General features: G+C 58.2%; 16 protein-coding genes and 2 pseudogenes. 11 read left to right on the forward strand and 7 right to left on the reverse strand.

All coding sequences use genetic code 11. The annotated features are described in order from the left end of the window. Positions 1-3: 3 nt before the first annotated feature. Positions 4-1,215 carry an NO-inducible flavohemoprotein gene (gene hmpA / locus MU848_RS17140; RefSeq protein WP_196225551.1) on the reverse strand — a complete coding sequence of 404 codons (1,212 nt, stop codon included), beginning with the start codon at positions 1,213-1,215 and terminating at the stop codon, positions 4-6. Between the two features lie 43 nt (positions 1,216-1,258). Next, positions 1,259-1,523, reverse strand: a pseudogene (locus MU848_RS17145) (DUF1971 domain-containing protein); the annotation flags it as partial. Between the two features lie 528 nt (positions 1,524-2,051). Between MU848_RS17145 and MU848_RS17150 the strand changes: the two are divergent. Then, a complete protein-coding gene (locus MU848_RS17150) occupies positions 2,052-2,510 on the forward strand; it encodes an Rrf2 family transcriptional regulator (protein ID WP_196226452.1) in 459 nt (152 codons plus the stop codon). A 66-nt stretch (positions 2,511-2,576) separates the two neighbouring features. Here MU848_RS17150 and MU848_RS17155 read toward each other — a convergent pair whose 3' ends face one another. Beyond that, positions 2,577-3,008 carry a cupredoxin domain-containing protein gene (locus tag MU848_RS17155; protein WP_196225550.1) on the reverse strand — a complete coding sequence of 144 codons (432 nt, stop codon included), beginning with the start codon at positions 3,006-3,008 and terminating at the stop codon, positions 2,577-2,579. A gap of 913 nt (positions 3,009-3,921) precedes the next feature. On the opposite strand from MU848_RS17155, the gene MU848_RS17160 reads away from it, so the two are divergent. Together MU848_RS17160 and MU848_RS19150 are read left to right on the forward strand one after the other, a co-directional pair. Next, complete coding sequence (locus MU848_RS17160) at positions 3,922-4,047, forward strand: helix-turn-helix domain-containing protein (protein WP_230463253.1); 126 nt, start codon at positions 3,922-3,924, stop codon at positions 4,045-4,047. A 302-nt stretch (positions 4,048-4,349) separates the two neighbouring features. Continuing rightward, positions 4,350-4,481: a hypothetical protein gene (locus MU848_RS19150; RefSeq protein ID WP_380801122.1), complete on the forward strand. Its 132-nt coding sequence runs from the start codon at positions 4,350-4,352 to the stop codon at positions 4,479-4,481. 22 nt (positions 4,482-4,503) lie between these two features. Here the strand turns inward: MU848_RS19150 and MU848_RS19155 are convergent. Then, positions 4,504-4,656, reverse strand: a pseudogene (locus MU848_RS19155) (hypothetical protein); the annotation flags it as partial. A gap of 495 nt (positions 4,657-5,151) precedes the next feature. Here MU848_RS19155 and MU848_RS17170 point away from each other — a divergent pair. The 8 genes from MU848_RS17170 (at position 5,152) to mnhG (ending at position 12,514) form a co-directional block, all read left to right on the forward strand. Next, positions 5,152-5,451 carry a hypothetical protein gene (locus MU848_RS17170; protein ID WP_196225549.1) on the forward strand — a complete coding sequence of 100 codons (300 nt, stop codon included), beginning with the start codon at positions 5,152-5,154 and terminating at the stop codon, positions 5,449-5,451. 97 nt (positions 5,452-5,548) lie between these two features. Then, positions 5,549-6,427: a universal stress protein gene (locus MU848_RS17175; protein ID WP_247234411.1), complete on the forward strand. Its 879-nt coding sequence runs from the start codon at positions 5,549-5,551 to the stop codon at positions 6,425-6,427. A 113-nt stretch (positions 6,428-6,540) separates the two neighbouring features. Beyond that, positions 6,541-9,447, forward strand: coding sequence for a monovalent cation/H+ antiporter subunit A (locus MU848_RS17180; RefSeq protein WP_196225547.1), 2,907 nt, complete (start codon positions 6,541-6,543; stop codon positions 9,445-9,447). Continuing rightward, a complete protein-coding gene (locus MU848_RS17185; protein WP_037466086.1) occupies positions 9,447-9,785 on the forward strand; it encodes a Na+/H+ antiporter subunit C in 339 nt (112 codons plus the stop codon). The genes MU848_RS17180 and MU848_RS17185 overlap by 1 nt, the downstream gene beginning before the upstream one ends. After that, the gene (locus MU848_RS17190) at positions 9,782-11,398 is read left to right on the forward strand and encodes a monovalent cation/H+ antiporter subunit D (protein ID WP_196225546.1); all 1,617 of its coding nucleotides are present in this window, start codon (positions 9,782-9,784) and stop codon (positions 11,396-11,398) included. The genes MU848_RS17185 and MU848_RS17190 overlap by 4 nt, the downstream gene beginning before the upstream one ends. Continuing rightward, positions 11,395-11,883 (forward strand): Na+/H+ antiporter subunit E, encoded by a 489-nt coding sequence (locus MU848_RS17195; protein ID WP_037466090.1) that lies wholly within the window; start codon positions 11,395-11,397, stop codon positions 11,881-11,883. The genes MU848_RS17190 and MU848_RS17195 overlap by 4 nt, the downstream gene beginning before the upstream one ends. Further along, positions 11,880-12,161: a K+/H+ antiporter subunit F gene (locus MU848_RS17200; RefSeq protein ID WP_037466092.1), complete on the forward strand. Its 282-nt coding sequence runs from the start codon at positions 11,880-11,882 to the stop codon at positions 12,159-12,161. Before MU848_RS17195 ends, MU848_RS17200 begins: the two co-directional genes overlap by 4 nt. Next, positions 12,158-12,514: a monovalent cation/H(+) antiporter subunit G gene (gene mnhG, locus MU848_RS17205; protein WP_196225545.1), complete on the forward strand. Its 357-nt coding sequence runs from the start codon at positions 12,158-12,160 to the stop codon at positions 12,512-12,514. The genes MU848_RS17200 and mnhG overlap by 4 nt, the downstream gene beginning before the upstream one ends. A gap of 263 nt (positions 12,515-12,777) precedes the next feature. On the opposite strand, the gene gdhA is transcribed toward mnhG, so the two are convergent. The 3 genes from gdhA to MU848_RS17220 form a co-directional block, all read right to left on the reverse strand. Continuing rightward, entirely contained in the window at positions 12,778-14,127 is a 1,350-nt protein-coding gene (gdhA, locus tag MU848_RS17210) for an NADP-specific glutamate dehydrogenase (RefSeq protein ID WP_230463333.1), read from the reverse strand. Between the two features lie 81 nt (positions 14,128-14,208). Further along, positions 14,209-15,504, reverse strand: a complete 1,296-nt coding sequence (locus MU848_RS17215) for an O-acetylhomoserine aminocarboxypropyltransferase/cysteine synthase family protein (protein WP_247234415.1) — start codon at positions 15,502-15,504, stop codon at positions 14,209-14,211. Between the two features lie 457 nt (positions 15,505-15,961). Then, positions 15,962-16,543, reverse strand: coding sequence for a sce7725 family protein (locus MU848_RS17220; RefSeq protein ID WP_196225542.1), 582 nt, complete (start codon positions 16,541-16,543; stop codon positions 15,962-15,964). Positions 16,544-16,933: the final 390 nt, after the last annotated feature.

The raw sequence follows: 16,933 nt of genomic DNA on the forward strand, positions 1-16,933 counted from the left end.
GACTCACGCCGCCAGCAGTTCGTCAGCCGGGCCGAAAAATTCATAATGGATGCGGTCCGACGGGACACCCGCTAGCGACAGCGTGGAAACAGCGTGACGCAGGAAGGGCCGAGGACCACAGATATAATAGTCCGCATCTCCGACAGGAGTATTCGCCACCAGCCACTCGTCGGTGATGATGCCGGCAACATCATAATCGCGACCTAGAACCTCGTCGGCAAGGGGGGTCTGATGAAAGTCGATGATTTTGACGGAGTTCCCCAGCGCGGCGACGCTGCGAACATGATCCCGCATGGCATGCGTTTCGCGGTCGTGGGTGCCGTGAATATACTGCACGGGAACAGAGGCACCGTTGCCGACTAGTGCCTCAAGCATCGCTACCATCGGGGTTAAGCCTACACCTCCTGAAAGTAGAACGATCGGTCGTTCGATATGCTCAGCGAGGAAGAACTCGCCGGCCGGTGCGGCGACCTTCAGGATCGTACCGTGTTTGGCTTCGTCGTGGAGCCAGCCCGAGGCGAGCCCCTGCGGCTCACGCTTGACGGAGATGCGATAAGTTTCGCCGTTGGGAGCAGCCGAAATTGAGTAATTGCGCTTGACGGGAGGATGGCCGGGAATTTCCAGCCAGAAAGTTAAATATTGGCCGGCCTTATATGTCATGACCGGCTCGCCATCCACGGGACGCAGGAGGAAGGAGTTGATGACGCTGCTCTCGCGTACCACATCATCGATTCGAAATTCCCGCCAGCCATTCCAGCCCCCACTCATATCCTTCTGTTCGGTGTAAATGCGCCGTTCGCGAGCGATCAGTATGTTGGCGAGAAACCAATAAGCTTCGCCCCAGGCTGCTAGGATGTCTTCCGTTGCGGCGTCGCCCAGAACAGCTTTGATAGCGCCGAGAAGTGCCTCACCCACGTGCGGATAATGCTCGGGCAGAATTTGCAGCCCGACATGCTTTTGTGCGATCCGTTCTACGGCTGGAGCCAGGGCACCAAGATTTTCTATGTTGCTCGCATATGCGAGGATCGCCCCCGTTAGTGCCTTCGGCTGAGATCCGGTGTCGCCGTGATGCGACTGATTAAACAAGTCGCGTATCTCGGGATTTTGGAACATGCGCGAGTACATTTCCCGCACAATGTCGAGCCCGTGGGCCTCCAGCGCGGGAACAGTAGCTTTAACGAGCGCGATGGTCTGTTCGCTCAGAGGTTGCGACATGACAGCTCCTTCGTTGATTGATTGGCCAAGACTTCGTTGAAAACGGTTTCTGATCGTAGAAATCGACTTGCATCTTCATGTCGCCCAAAGGCGTCGAAAAATGCGGTTGTTGAGAAAGAACGAGCCCGTGGGTGGGCGTGAGAACTGCTCTGCATGGCGGATCGAGATATATGATTCTTCAGGTGCCCTTCGAGCACTGTAGTGAGACTCGAAACGCCAGACTTTATATCATGCCAGGCTTGCAATGCGCTTGGCAACGTGTCCTGAACGAATACTGGCGTGGACCTGTAGGGGAGCAGTTCAGCCACGGCGCCCCTTCCCGATGCTTTGCTTCCCCGACCTCCAATTCGAGAGAGATCGGCCGCTCTGAAGAAGGAAGCAAGTTGCAGATGATCGGCCATTTGCGCAGCCTTGAACTGAAGGACTGCAGCAGCACTTTGGCGCATCAGTTCTTCAGCTGTGTCTCTCCATGACGTCAGCCAGCTTCGGAAAAGCTCGGTTGTGATGCTCTGTTTGTGCTTCAGGCCTTCAGGAATTGAGTGAGCGGTATATTGACCGGTCCTGAACTTCACGGACGACCAAATATCCTCGAACGTTTTCAGATACCGTGGCCAATCATGTACGCTGTCGTTGAACACGGGGCCGAGTAGCTGGTCCGCCCGCACGCGGGAGTAGAAAGCGTGAACAAAGCTTGCAAGCTGCGCTTCGTCTGTCGCCGGGTCATCTTCCACGACACCCACTCCAAATCATGCATCCTCAATGCATCTATACGATTCGATTGAAAGATGCAATCAGAATGCATATATTTGGTTTGTCTTATGCCGTCTGGGATGGCCATGAAGCTCACGCTGTTCACTGATTATTCGATGCGAGTGCTGCTTTACCTTGGCGCGCACCCGGAGCGGCTGTGCTCGATTGCCGAAGTCGCGCGCGCCTATAACATTTCGCAGAACCACCTCATGAAGGTCGTCAATGACTTAGCGAAGGCGGGCTATATCGAGAGCGTGCGCGGCCGAGGCGGCGGCATTCGCCTCGGCAAGCCGGCAGACACGATAAATGTCGGCGCTCTCGTTCGGCACACTGAAGAAGGCTTCGAACTTGTAGACTGCGGGAGTTGCATCATCGCGCCGGCGTGCGGCATGACCGGTGTTCTCAAAGAGGCTGTGAGAGCGTTTTTAGCGGTGCTTGACCAATATACGATCGCGGATCTTATCGCAAAGCGAGAAGACTTTGCTGCTTGGTTTCCGGAAACGACGCTACCCAGCGCGGTAGACGCTCCGTCGCGAACTAAATAACCTGCTTGTGAAAAGCGAAACAATGTCGCGACGAAGTTCGCTGTGCGATGCGTCCCGCCAGTATCATCAGCGGACGATGATCGTTCCTGTCATTCCCATATTCTCGTGATAGCGGCAGGTGTAATGATAAGTGCCGCGCACTGTGAACAAGTGGGAAAAGGTATCGCCTTTCTCCATCTCTTCTGAATTGAACGGCTCGACTCCCGCAGGCAAGCTCACTGACCCTGCCTGCTTTGCACGGGCAGGATCGAAATTGATGATATGGCTGACGATGCCGGGATTGGTCCACCGCACCGTGTCTCCGACTTTGATAGTCACCGTGGCCGGCAGGAATGTCATAAGGGCGGTGCCCATCGACACCTCCACGATGCGTGGCTTTGCATACGCAGGATGCCGGAAACACGCGAGCGCAGCCGCCCCAATCGCAACGCTCGCCATGAAGTCGCGTCGATGCAGCTTTGCGATTTGAAACTTCGATCGACGTTTTAGTAATGGCATCTCACTCCACCTTCCAACCGCCTTCGAGCGCTCGTATGGTCAAGTCTGTCGAGGAGCACAGATGATTATTGAATGTCTATGCGGGCTGCAAGATCGAATTATGTGCCACGAGAAGCTGCTCCCCTCTTCGCCGCTCGTCAAGGTTATGTCAGCTGCCGGATCAGGCGTAAGCGTTCATCTTCTCATTCTGCTTTTGGCACCTGCCATGACGTTCATATTGCTCGGCAGCCACAGCTATGGTTCGATGTTCGCCCCCTAGACCATGTCGACAAGTACATAGCGCTGAACCGTTACCAGGGTATGGCATTGCACCCTTCATCGGCATGGTGCGCGTTTTTGCGGTAGATGCTACCGCCCAAGCGTAGGCGCGAACCGGATTTAACTAGGAATGGCGTACCGATGTCCACTGCGTAATCCGCGCCAATTCACTCAAATGATATGTGGTATTGACCCCGCAAGATGCGCAACCTTTGGCAGAAAGCACCACGAAGCTGCCTCGGTCAGCGCAAAAGGTCCGCGCCTCGATATGAGCGCACTTCAAAAAAATTGTAGGTCCGGGCGATCTCGGTGATCCGGCCTAAACATTTGTCACCTTATTCGCTGGTGCTCACGCCAAGGGTACCGATCATCGCCGCGCACTGGCGGCTCGCGCTCCTCTAGAAGATGGTTTGATCGGCAGGCCGCTGTACGACGGTGGCCCATCGCCACGAAATCATCGCGCAAAGGCCCGGACCAGGCACGTCGAAGTGAAGGGCAGCGAGCCGATCGTTTGAGGTTGCGCGCGCCTATTTCGAAGAAGATGAAAGAATTAGCCTATCGCCACAAGTCTCATAGCTCCGCATCCTCAAGCGCAAGGTGGACGGCACAATCCGATCGAAATAGAGTTGGACCCTTGAGCGAGAAGGAAGCATTCATGTCAGGTCATGTTCACATAACAGGTCGCGTGATCGCAGCCGCGCGGGCATTGGTCGGCGTGAGCGCGGCAGACTTTGCAAGCGCCGCTGGCATTTCCACCGATACGCTGGGCCGCATCGAATGAGCTGGCAGTGCATGGATCACGGAGAAGGCGGACCTATGTGCCGCGCAGCGCGCACTCGATCATTATGGGGTGATCCTCGTCGAAGAAGAAGGCGGAATGGGAGCCGGTGTACGGCTAAAATTCACGCGTTCCGACACCCGTCAGATAGCCAGGCTTGAAGGCGAAGGTGGTGTTGCCGGCTCTGACGACGCACCCTGAGGCAACTCTCAGAGCCGCAGACTGCTCAGTCCCAACGCGTTGGGACTGAGTAGCTCCTAGATTTCTCGACACCTCCGATCTTATTTTTAGGACAGGAGGCGGCGATGGGAAAGCCCAGTTTCAGCGATGAGTTCAAGCGCGACGCGGTGGTTCAGATCACCGAGCGAGTTCACTCTCTGCGCGTCGAAGCCCCTGGCCGTGCAGGCGATCTTTTACCTGCAGTCGCACTTTCTTGAGCCGCAACAACCGCATATTATCGGGGAAACGACGCCTAAGTTCGCCGCGGATTTCCTCTTCGAGCTTCGCGTGCAACCGGGTCAATTTGTATAACAATCTATTCAAAGCCTCTCTCCACTCGATATGGATTAACCGGATCAGCTGGGAGGAAATGAGAAAATTACTGACCTGCACCGAGCCAACCCGATGCGGTCCGACATCACGATCGTTTTCGAAACAACCGTCAGAGGGGCCCGGCCCGCAGTATCAATATGGACAGGCGATCGAAATCTTCAAGCGGTTCTTGTTGCAGAGTTACCGGCGTTTGGCATAGCGAGCCGTGGAGCGTTGCATGGTGGCGATGAAACTGCATAATCTACGGATTTCTAGCGATAATAGGTGAATGCATCTTCATCATGACGCTATAAATACAGGCTAGGGCGATATCATCCTTGTTTCCGTATATGATATAACTATGTCATCGGTGATGAACCATTCTTTCTCTTGTGGCGAGGCTCAGCGCCTAATATTCAACAATTAGCCGGACGCTATCGTGGATCACCTGGCGTCCGGGAAGTGACTACTCGAGGCGGTCTGCACTTCATAAAATCTGACAGCTTTCTTCGCCTGCATTTAGCAGGGAGACCACCTCTCATCTTGTAAATTTGTCGAGCTCTGAAGGATAGTTCAATGTCGACGTCGTTTAACCGGCTGCGGCCGGTCTCAAATTCGTTTATGGAGCTTGAAGCTCTACTTGCCCGTTACCCCGGAGTTAACACGCAAGAGATTGCGGAAATTGGCGGGCTGGTTGCTCACCTATCGTTAATTGAAGAAGCCATCCTATCGTCCAGCAAGGATCATGCGGAAAAGCTGCACAATTTCCGCCGGGAGCATGGCGACAGCTATCGTGTGCCGACGAAGGAATTGGTCGCCGTTCTCTCCTTTCCCATACTGATAGCGGTTGCCCTGCTATGGTGGGCTTTCGCTTGAATTAATGGCGATCTGCTCAGCGACATCGAACTCTCGGGATGCTATTGATGCATAGTGAAACGGATGCCGCGAGCGCGCCAGCTTAGGAGGTGATTCCATGAAACAAATCTTGGTTGCCACAGATTTCTCGACCAGATCTGATCGGGCGCTGCGGAGAGCTGTGTTGACAGCTCGGCAGGTCGGAGCGGAGCTGACGCTTGTTCATGTCGTCGATGACGATCAACCTAACTACTTAATCGAACGACAAAAAGCTGCTGCGGCCGAAATTTTGCAGCAAACGGTCTCCACCTTGGTAGATGTGGATCAAATACGGGCTGAATGGCTGATCACAACTGGAGATGCTTTCACTGGCATACTGCAGGTGGCCGAAGAAGCCGATCCTGCGCTCATCATCGTGGGTCCCCATCGTCGCCAATTTCTGGATACATTTGTCGGTACCACGGCTGAGCGAACAATCCGCCGTAGTCGACATCCCATCCTCATGGTCAATGCGGTTCCATCGGGCCCCTGCCGGCGGAGCCTTGTGGCGGTGGATTTTGACGAGGCGTCTGAGGTCGCGATAAACGCCATGTCCGAGCTCGATATCTCTGCAGCAGGCGACATAATCGCACTGCACCTTTTCGATGCGCCGGCGATCGGGATGATGAAGAGAGCTATGGAGGTACAGGACGCGATTGATCATTATGTCAGCCAGCAGGAGGATCGGGCCCGGTCTGAGTTGACCTCGTTCCTCGCGAAATGCCGATTGGATTCCGCGCAGCTCATGCTTAGTCCGCTCAAAGGCTCAGCCTCAGCTGCAATCAGCGCCTGCGCAATCGAGCAGGAAGCTGATCTGATCGTGCTTGGGACAAACCAGCGGAAGGGCTTGGAGCGATTTCTGCTTGGAAGCGTCGCCCAGGGGGTGCTGCTGGATGCCACACAGGACGTGCTTATTGTTCCCGTAATAGCGGCGGATGATCTCACCATCAACGGCTGACGATGTCCCTGAGCCTTAGGCTATTTGAGTTTTGACCGGAGGCAAGGAGGCAGCTAGCAGGGATAGAAGCGCCAACCGCTTGGAGAGCGATAATTACCTCACCAAATATCAGCTTGCTGTGGTTAATCCTGCTCCTCCCGTTTTTGGGCAGCCTCGCCGCCGCCTTTCTGTCCTCAAGGGCGCGTGATACTGCCGGGATCATCGCTGGCATGGTCGCGCTTACTGGCACGCTGCTGACCGCGTTTCTTTACCCGGCTGTGGCCGACGGAACAGTCCTTCGCAGCGAGATAGAATGGCTTCCCTCCCTGGGGCTGAACTTAGTGGTTCGGCTCGACGGCCTATCATGGATCTTTGCACAGCTTGTCTTGGCAATCGGGTTTCTCGTTGTTCTGTATGCACGCTATTATATGTCGCGGGACGATCCTGTTCCTCGCTTCTTTTCATTCCTGCTCGCCTTCATGGGATCGATGCTTGGCTTGGTCATGTCTGGCAACCTGGTTCAGCTTGTCTTTTTCTGGGAGCTGACGAGCCTCGCTTCCTTCCTGCTGATCGGCTATTGGCACCAGAATGAAGCCGCGCGCAGTGCCGCGCGCATGGCGTTGATCGTCACGGCGGCGGGTGGGCTTTCCCTGCTGATCGGCCTGTTGCTGATAGGGCGTATCGTCGGAAGCTACGACCTGGAAGCGGTGCTGGCATCGGGCGACGCCATCAGGTCGAGTGAACTGTACCTGCCTGCGCTGCTGCTGATCCTGATCGGCGCCTTCACCAAGAGCGCGCAATTCCCGTTTCACTTCTGGCTGCCCCATGCGATGGCCGCGCCGACGCCGGTGTCGGCCTACCTCCATTCCGCCACGATGGTTAAGGCTGGCATATTCATACTCATCCGGTTGTGGCCGGTGCTCGCAGGGAGCGAGGCCTGGTACTACATCGTGACAAGCGCGGGACTGCTAACACTGCTGATTGGCGCCTGGGCCGCGATCTTCCAACAGGATCTGAAAGGCCTACTGGCATATTCCACCATCAGTCACCTCGGCATCATCACGTTGCTGCTGGGCATCGGCAGCCCGCTTGCGGCGGTCGCCGCTATCTTCCACACGCTCAACCATGCGACGTTCAAAGCCTCGCTGTTCATGGCGGCCGGAATCATCGACCATGAAGCGGGCACACGCGACCTGCGACGGCTGAGCGGGTTGTACCGCTTTATGCCGATCACTGCGACGCTGGCCATGGTCGCTGCAGCGGCGATGGCAGGGGTGCCGCTGCTGAATGGCTTCCTGTCAAAGGAAATGCTGCTTGCCGAAGCCGTGACAGATTATAACGACACGTGGCTGGACCAAGCCCTGCCCTATTTGGCGACGCTGGGCCTGACCTTCAGCGTCCTTTACTCACTGCGCTTCATCCACCAGACCTTCTTCGGCCCGCGACCGACGAGCCTGCCGCGCACGCCGCATGAAGCACCACGCTGGATGCGGGCGCCGATCGAAGTGCTGGTCGTCGGCTGTCTTGTAGTCGGCATATTTCCTGCGGTGACCATTGGTCCGGTGCTGGAGGTCGCGGCCCGGTCGGTGCTGGGGCCGAACATGCCCACATATAGCCTCGCAATCTGGCATGGCTTCACCCGCCCGCTTTTCCTCAGCATCGTCGCGCTGGCGGTTGGGGCGGCCGGATATTTCGTCTTTGCACGACAGTTGAATACCGCATCCGCCGTGCCGCTGCTGGGACGGCTTAAGGGCCGGCGTATGTTCGAGACGGTGCTGTCGATCCTGATCGGCGCGGCGCGACAGCTGATGAAAGTGGTGGCGACGGAGCGGCTCCAGTCGCAGCTGCGCGTGCTAGTGCTGGTCGGGTGCATCGCGGGACTTCTGCCGTTCCTACGAGCTGGCTACGCGATCGGGACGCTTGGCGTCACGCCGCTGGATCCTGGCTTCGGCGCGATCTGGCTGGTGGGAGCAGGCTGCGCATTGGCCGCGGCATGGCAAGCGAAATATCACCGGTTGGCCGCCGTCGTGCTGGTGTCGGGCACGGGGCTTGTCAGCTGCATCAGCTTCGTATGGCTGTCGGCGCCCGACCTGGCATTGACGCAGCTGCTGGTGGAGACCGTCACTACGATCCTGATGCTGCTGAGCCTGCGATGGTTGCCAAAGCGGCTGCCCGACGTCTGGCCGGAAGCGGGCACGCCGATCAGCGTCCGCGCGCGCAGGGCGATCGACCTTGTAATCGCGGGAGGCGCGGGCCTCGGCCTGGGGTTGCTGTCCTACGCCATCATGACTCGATCTCTGCCTGACACGGTCTCGCGCTTCTTCATCGAACGGTCTTATCCGGAAGCAGGCGGCAGGAATGTCGTCAACGTCATCCTCGTTGACTTCCGTGCGTTCGACACCCTGGGCGAGATCACGGTGCTAGCGATTGTCGCGCTGACTGTATTTTCACTGCTGCGGCGTTTTCGACCGGCGAGCGAAAGCGTGCGCAGCCCGCTGCAGCAGCGTCAGCAGGATGCGTTTGACGAGGAACGGGACGACCGGTCGCGGGGCGATACACTGGCTGACTATCTGCTCGTCCCACGCGTGATTATGGAATGGCTTTTCCCCTTCATAACGGTGCTGGCGCTTTATCTGCTAATAAGGGGACACGACCTGCCTGGGGGCGGTTTCGCCGCGGGAGTGACGATGTCGATCGCCCTCATCCTCCAATATATGGCGGCAGGCACGCGCAGCATCGAGGCGCGATTGCGTATCAAGCCGCTGAACTGGATGGGCGTGGGACTGATGACAGCGGTCGCGACCGGGCTGGGCGCTCTGATCTTCGGCTATCCCTTCCTGACCTCCTTCTTCCGCTATCTCGACGTGCCGCTGGTTGGAAAGGTGCCGGTTGCCAGCGCATTGCTGTTCGACCTGGGCGTCTTCCTGCTGGTGGTGGGTACGACCGCCCTCATCCTGATCGCCATAGCGCACCAGTCCATCCGGACCACCGCGCGCCGCCAGTCCAATCCGCCCCCTCTGCCAGTGAGGGAGCAAGGCTGATGGAAATCATTCTTGCGCTCGGCATCGGCATATTGGTGGCATCGGGTGTATGGCTACTGCTGCGCCCGCGCACCTTCCAGGTCATATTGGGGCTGTCGATGCTGTCCTACGCGGTCAACCTGTTCATCTATGCGATGGGCAGGCTGGCCGTCGACGCGCCGCCGCTGGTCGGTTCGGGCACGCCCGATCCTGCACTGTACGACGACCCGTTGCCGCAGGCGCTGGTGCTGACCGCCATCGTCATTTCCTTTGCCATGACGGCGCTGCTGCTCGTGGTGCTACTTGCCTCGCGCGGCCTCACCGGCACTGATCATGTCGACGGAGAGGATGGCGAGTGACCGGGGGCGTGCTTCATCAACTGATCATTCTCCCGATCTTGCTGCCGCTGGTCGGTGCAGCAGCCATGTTGCTGCTCAACGAGCGCAGGACGATGGCCAAGCGGATCATCGCGCTCTCTACTGTGACAGCGCTGCTCGCCACATCGATCACCCTGTTGGCCGGGGTTGCAGCGGCGGGCTTCAGCGGCGCGCCCGCAACCCGCGCCTATCTGGTCGGCAATTGGGCGGCGCCTTACGGTATCGTGCTTGTGTTGGACTGGCTGTCGGCGATGATGCTTGTGCTGACAGCGACGTTGGGCCTCACCTCGCTCATCCACGCGTTGGCGCGATGGGACCGTGCCGGCCCGCGCTTCCACGCGCTCTTCCTGCTTCAACTGATGGGTCTCAACGGGGCATTTCTGACCGGCGACCTGTTCAACCTGTTCGTCTTCTTCGAAGTGCTGCTGGCGGCGTCATTCGGTCTTTTGCTGCACGGATCGAGCAAGGCGCGGGTGAAGGCAGCGCTGCACTATGTGACGCTTAATGTCGCCACATCGCTCCTCTTCCTGATCGGCGCGTCGCTGATCTACGGGGTGACCGGGACGCTCAACATGGCTGACTTGGTCGTGCGCATACCGGCCGTTGCGAATAGCGACGTGGCGCTGGTGCAAAGCGGGATGGCAATATTGGGCATCGCCTTCCTGGTGAAGGCGGGCATGTGGCCGCTCGGCTTCTGGTTGCCGCGTACCTATGCGGCGGCGGCGCCCCCCGTCGCCGCGCTCTTCACGATATTGAGCAAGGTAGGCATTTACGCGGTGCTACGCGTCTATCTGCTCCTCTTTGGTGGCGATCTGGGTTGGACCGGCAACTATGGTGAGGAATGGCTGCTGTTCGGCGGCATGGCAACGATGGCGTTCGGCACAATCGGCGTGCTCGCCGCCCGCACATTGTCGCGCGTTGCGGGCTATTCGCTGATCATCTCGGCGGGCACGCTGATCGCGGCAATCGGCGCGGGCGCAGGCGATGTCCTAGCAGGCGCACTCTTCTACCTAGTCAGTTCGACGTTGGCGATCAGCGCCTTCTACCTGCTAATCGAGCTCGTCGAGCGGCAGGAAGCGCTGCCAGCGGGCGTCAGCGAACCTGTGTTCGACGATGAATATACCGGCGCGCTCAACGAGGGTGGGGAGGAAGAGATCGGCATCGTCATCCCTGCCACCATCGCCATATTGGGCATGGGCTTCGCGTTCTGCGTACTGCTGATCGCCGGCCTCCCGCCGCTGTCCGGCTTCATCGCCAAATTCGCGATGATCGACGGATTGCTCGGACTGCAGGACAGGATCGCAGGGTCGATCTGGGGCCTCATTGCACTATTGATCGGATCAGGGCTGGCGGTGCTGGTCGCGACGACCCGCGCTGGCATCGATCTGATCTGGGCACCGTCGGACAAGCCGCAGCCGGTGCTTCGCCTTGCCGAAGTAGTACCGGTCGCGATACTGCTGGTGGTGTGTCTCGGTCTCATGATCTTCGCGGGTCCGACGATGCGCTACATGGAACGGACCGGCCAGTCCCTGGGCGATCGGGAGGGCTATGTGGGCGCGGTCCTGAGCGCGCAGCGCGTGGGGGCTGGACGGTGAGGCGCTTCATTCCCCACCCCTTGCTTGCGCTGCTGCTGTTCGTCACTTGGCTGTTGCTGACTCAGTCCTTCTCGCCAGGTCAAATGCTGCTGGGCGCGATCGTAGCGTTTCTCGCCACCCAAGCGATGGCAGCATTGAAGCCGGAACCCGTGAAGCTGCGGCAGCCTGCGGCCATGGCTAAGCTGCTGGCGATCGTCGTTGCAGATATCGTCCGGTCGAACTTTGCCGTCGCATCGCTGGTGCTGTTCCGACGCCGCGGCCGGGTTTCCGGGTTCATCCACCTACCGCTGGAGATTACCCATCCCTATGGGCTCGCGACTTTAGCCGTAATCATAACGGCAACGCCCGGCAGCTTGTGGGTCGAATTTGATCGACGCCGCAGCGCGGTGTTGGTCCATGTCCTGGACCTCGTCGATGAGGATCAGTGGATCGCCTTGATCAAGCTCAGGTATGAAAGTTTGTTGCTGGAGATATTCGGCCAATGACGTCCCTGCTACTGGCCTTGGCAATCACAGTGGCGCAAGTCATGCTGGGCTTGGCGATGATGTGCGCCGCCTACCGCATGATCCGGGGGCCCCGCGCGCAGGACAGGGTGCTTGGGCTAGATACTTTGTACACCAATTCGATGCTGCTGTTGCTGAGCTTCGGCATACAGACAGGACGAACGTTGTATTTCGAGGCAGCATTGGTCATCGCCCTGCTGGGCTTTGTAGGAACGGTCGGCCTGTCGAAGTTCCTGATGCGCGGGGAGGTAATCGAATGATTCAGGCACCAGACCTGCCGGGCTGGGCGGCGGCGCTGGTGGCGCTCCTGCTGCTCGCGGGTGCGCTGGCGGCGCTGGTCGGGTCGATCGGCCTGTTGCGCATGCAGAGTTTTTACGAACGCGTGCATCCGCCGACGCTTGGTAGTACACTGGGCATGGCCTTGATCGTGTTGGCGTCGATCATCTGCTCCTCCGTGCTCCGCTCGCGCCCTTCCGTCCACGAAGTCCTTATCGGCCTATTCCTGACGGTCACCACGCCGGTCGCCTTCATGCTGCTAGCGCGGGCGGCACTGTACCGCGAACGGGTCGAAGGCGGCGGGTATTCCCCGCCAGTCGACGAAGGTGAGAAGTAGGTTATGATACTGCACTGATGAGACCATCGTCGTGTGCATGGCCACAATACTCGGCTTCTGCCACTTACCTGGTCGCGATCCACCATTCATCATCGCCGATGGCAGGCGACTTTCCCGCCGCGCAGCAAAAGGCAAGCCGTGGAGCATTTAAGCTCAGACTAACGGCACGGGAACTGTGCGACCTACCGAGACAACCAGAGCACATCCGGGCCCAAACTAACGAGCCGGGCGAAAGGCGCTAGAGATCACCCGCTCCTTCGTTGCTAGATAACCCCCATTGCTCCCATCGCTTCGGCGACGCGGACGAAGCCGGTGATGTTCGCGCCGAGGACGTAATTGCCGGGCGCGCCGTATTCTTCGGCGGTCTCTGCGCAGCTATCATGGATGCGCCGCATGATCGCGGCGAGGCGAGCCTCGGTTTCCTCGAAGGTCCAACTGTCGCGAGACGCGTTCTGCTGCATTTCCAGCGCGGACGTAGCGACGCCGCCCGCGTTGGCCGCCTTTGCAGGGCCGAACAATATGTTCGCATTCTGGAACAGGCGGACAGCTTCGGGGGTGCAGGGCATGTTCGCGCCCTCTCCTACGGCGACGACGCCGTTGCGGATCAGGGTCGCGGCATCATTTCCATTGAGTTCATTCTGCGTCGCGGACGGGAGCGCGACTTCGCACGGCACGTCCCACACGACGCCTTGCTCGACAAAATAGGCGCCTGCCCCTTTCAACCGCGCATATTCGGAGATCCGTTCGCGGCGGACGAGCTTGATTTCCTTGAGCAAGTCGAGGTCGATGCCTTCGTCGTCAACGATGTAGCCGGAGGAGTCCGAACAGGCGACCGCCTTGCCGCCGAATTCCTTGATCTTCTCGATCGCGAAGATGGCGACATTGCCGGAGCCTGACACCACCGCCCGCTTGCCTTCCAGGCTTTCGCCACGGGTCTTGAGCATCTGGTCCACGAAATAGACGGCGCCATAGCCGGTCGCTTCGGTGCGCGCGCGGGAACCGCCGTAGATCAGGCCCTTGCCGGTGAGCACGCCCGCCTCATAGCGGTTGGTGAGGCGTTTATATTGGCCGAAGAGATAGCCGATCTCTCGCGCGCCGACGCCGATGTCCCCGGCCGGAACGTCCGTATATTCGCCAAGGTGGCGATATAATTCTGTCATGAAGGACTGGCAGAAGCGCATGATTTCGCCATCCGAGCGGTCGCGCGGATTGAAGTCCGATCCACCCTTGCCGCCCCCGATGGGAAGGCCGGTCAGCGCGTTCTTGAAGGTCTGTTCAAAGCCCAGGAACTTGATGATGCCGACATTGACCGATGGGTGGAAACGCAGGCCGCCCTTATAGGGGCCGAGCGCCGAGTTGAACTGCACGCGGAAACCGCGGTTGATGTGGGTCTGCCCCTTGTCGTCGACCCAGGGCACACGGAAGATGATCTGGCGTTCCGGCTCGCAGATGCGCTCGATGAGGGCGTTGTCCATATATTGAGGATGCTTGGCGACGACGAGCCCCAGGCTTTCCAGCACTTCTTCGACAGCCTGGTGGAATTCGGTTTCACCGGCATTCCGCCTCAACACGTCTTCGAATATCGGCAGGAGTTTCTCGTCGATACGGGGCAATGTCTTCTCTCTCTTTGTCGACATGAAATGGGATATTCGGGTTACCCGCGTGAGGGGCCGGGCGCGCTAATACCGCTCCGTCTAGACCGCTGCCTTCAGAGCATTTTCTAGATCGGCCAAAATATCGCTGATATGTTCTAACCCGATGGAGAGGCGCACATACCCGGGCGAAACGCCTGACGCAAGCTGCTCCGCCTCATTCAACTGGGAATGAGTGGTGGAAGCAGGGTGTATAGCCAAGCTACGCGCATCACCGATGTTGGCGACGTGGTAAAAAAGTTCCAAGGCATCGATAAACTTCCGCCCAGCTTCCACCCCGCCGGCAAGCTCAAAGCCCACGAGTCCCCCTTGGCCACCAGTCAGATATCGGTCGGCCCGCTCCTTGATGAGGCCATTCTGCTTAGATGGATAGATGACCCTCGTTATTGCGGGATGCTGCGCAAGATGGTCGGCAACGATAGCGGCGTTGGCACAGTGCCGCTCCATCCTCAGTGACACTGTCTCTATCCCCTGGATCAGCTGAAACGCGTTGAACGGGGACAAGGCTGCCCCCAAATCCCTCAACAAAACCACTCTTGCACGCAGTATGTAGGCGATTGGGCCAAGTGGCTTTGCCGCCTCGGTCCAGATGGCTCCGTGATATGAGGAATCAGGCGCGTTCAGAAGCGGCTGTCTCTCCGGGGTCGCGGCCCAATCAAAATTGCCGCCATCAACGATCAATCCGCCGATTGAGGTCCCATGACCGCCCAAATATTTGGTGGCTGAATATACGACGATCGCTGCGCCATGCTCGATGGGTCGACACAGCAGGGGCGCGGCTGTGTTGTCCATGATCAAGGGAATTCCAGCCTCCCGGCCTATTGCAGCAACATCCGCAATGGGGAAGACTTCAAGCTTCGGATTGGGCAGCGTTTCCGCATAATAGGCTCGTGTCCGCTCGTCTGTTGCCCGCCGAAAATTTTCCGGATCGGAAGGATCGACAAAACGCACCTCAATGCCTTGATCCTTAAGCGTGTTGGCAAACAAGTTATATGTGCCGCCGTAAAGCGCTGTCGAGCTCACGAAGTTGTCGCCACAGCGCGCCAGATTCTGTATCGCGTAGGCAGATGCAGCTTGTCCCGAGGCGACTGCCAGGGCAGCAGCGCCCCCTTCGAGGGCGGCTACGCGCTTCTCAAGCACGTCGGTAGTCGGATTCATGATCCGGGTGTAAATGTTGCCGAGTTCCTGCAATGCGAAAAGCGAGGCCGCATGCTCCGCATCGCGAAATTGGTAGGATGTTGTCTGATGGATAGGAACGGCCACCGACCCTGTCGTTGAATCAGCTCGCCATCCGGCATGAACAGCAAGCGTTTCAACCTTCTGTCGGCGTTCAGTCATGACAAACTCCGTTTAAATCAGCAATGTAGCGAGCCATGGTGGACTGGGCATAATAAAAAAGCAACGCCTTCGTTTCAATTAACAAATTTGACACGCTTGAAAATGAAACTCGTCATGATTGTGATCAACAGTAGCCGTACACAAGACTTAATTGTCAGAAAAGCAGATACATCTACAAAGTGGACTTCCATTGAAGAGGCAAAGCTTTTTCCGTGACAACAATAAATTTCCCAGCATGCTGCCCTACATTAATTCCATCATGCATTGAACGGCCTAAGGCTTGACTTTCCATCGGCATCAATCATGTTTGTCGAATATGACGAACGACCCAAGTCTTCTAAAGCCCTTTTCACGCGGCAGCAGCACGCCGCGGCTGCGCCCCTAGGCGCGCCCATCGCGCCTAGGGGTGACAGATCGCCGTGCGATCACATCTTAGCGTCGCGTCCACCTGATGAGTTTATCCCAACCAAGCGACGCTTGTTCTCAATGCGCGAGACGCTTCTGAACGAGGGTATCCATGAAGAGCGGCAACGATGTCTATTTTAGACAAAGAGCAGAGCATCACCTTGCTAAGGCAGCGGCGGCAGAGCGTGCTTGCATGTTTCTCGATGAAGACATGGCGGGTGTTCTTGAGACCCGCGCCAAGCTGATCGGCCAGAGCCTTTTGGTCCCCAAACCCGGCATGGACGAACACCGGATCGTGCGCGGCGTGCGCTTCGAAAAGCGCATAGGCATCTTCGAGGTTCATATCCTCCCGAAGAAGTATCCCAGCCGATACTGCTGCGTTATCTGCAAACTCCTGGGCCAGGAGACCGGTGATGCCAATTCCGTTGTCCTGGTGGTCGCCGACGTACGGGTTGACGATGACGATCGCCTTGCCGCCCACTTCGCAGACAGTTTGCAAGGCCCTGTGAAGCCCCTTCAGGGTCTCCTTGACCGGTTCGATGATCGGCACAAACCCCGCTTGTGCCATCACCCCCGCTGTCTCCCGAATGGTGATGAGTTCGAACTGTTTGCCGCGAAAATATGGATAGTACATCGTAGGATTATGTCCACTCCATCGCCATTTTGAGAGGTGTTTCAATGGCACTGACGACGCGATCGTGATCGCCGCGCCTGACTGGTATCGAAAGTGCCGCAGCCTGCAACGAGACCGGAAGGCGTGCGACGAGCTCCGCTAGAGGCACAAGCGACCGCGTCCGTTTCAGTGTACTGACCATTTCGCGGTGGACGTCGGCCGGGTCTAGCGGGGACGACAATCAGCATGCCTCACGCGCCTGAGTTCGATAGGCGACACACCTGGCGGTCCTCAGCCGGCCATTCCGATCGGCTGCTCGAAGAATGCGGTTTGCTGAGCGTCAGTCCGCTTGTCTTATGACATTGCGGTCCGTTTGGGCCATGCTGGATTGCCCGGGCCGGGGTGGCCACC

It is taken from the genome of Sphingobium agri, from assembly GCF_023051225.1.
GTDB classification, from domain to species: domain Bacteria; phylum Pseudomonadota; class Alphaproteobacteria; order Sphingomonadales; family Sphingomonadaceae; genus Sphingobium; species Sphingobium agri.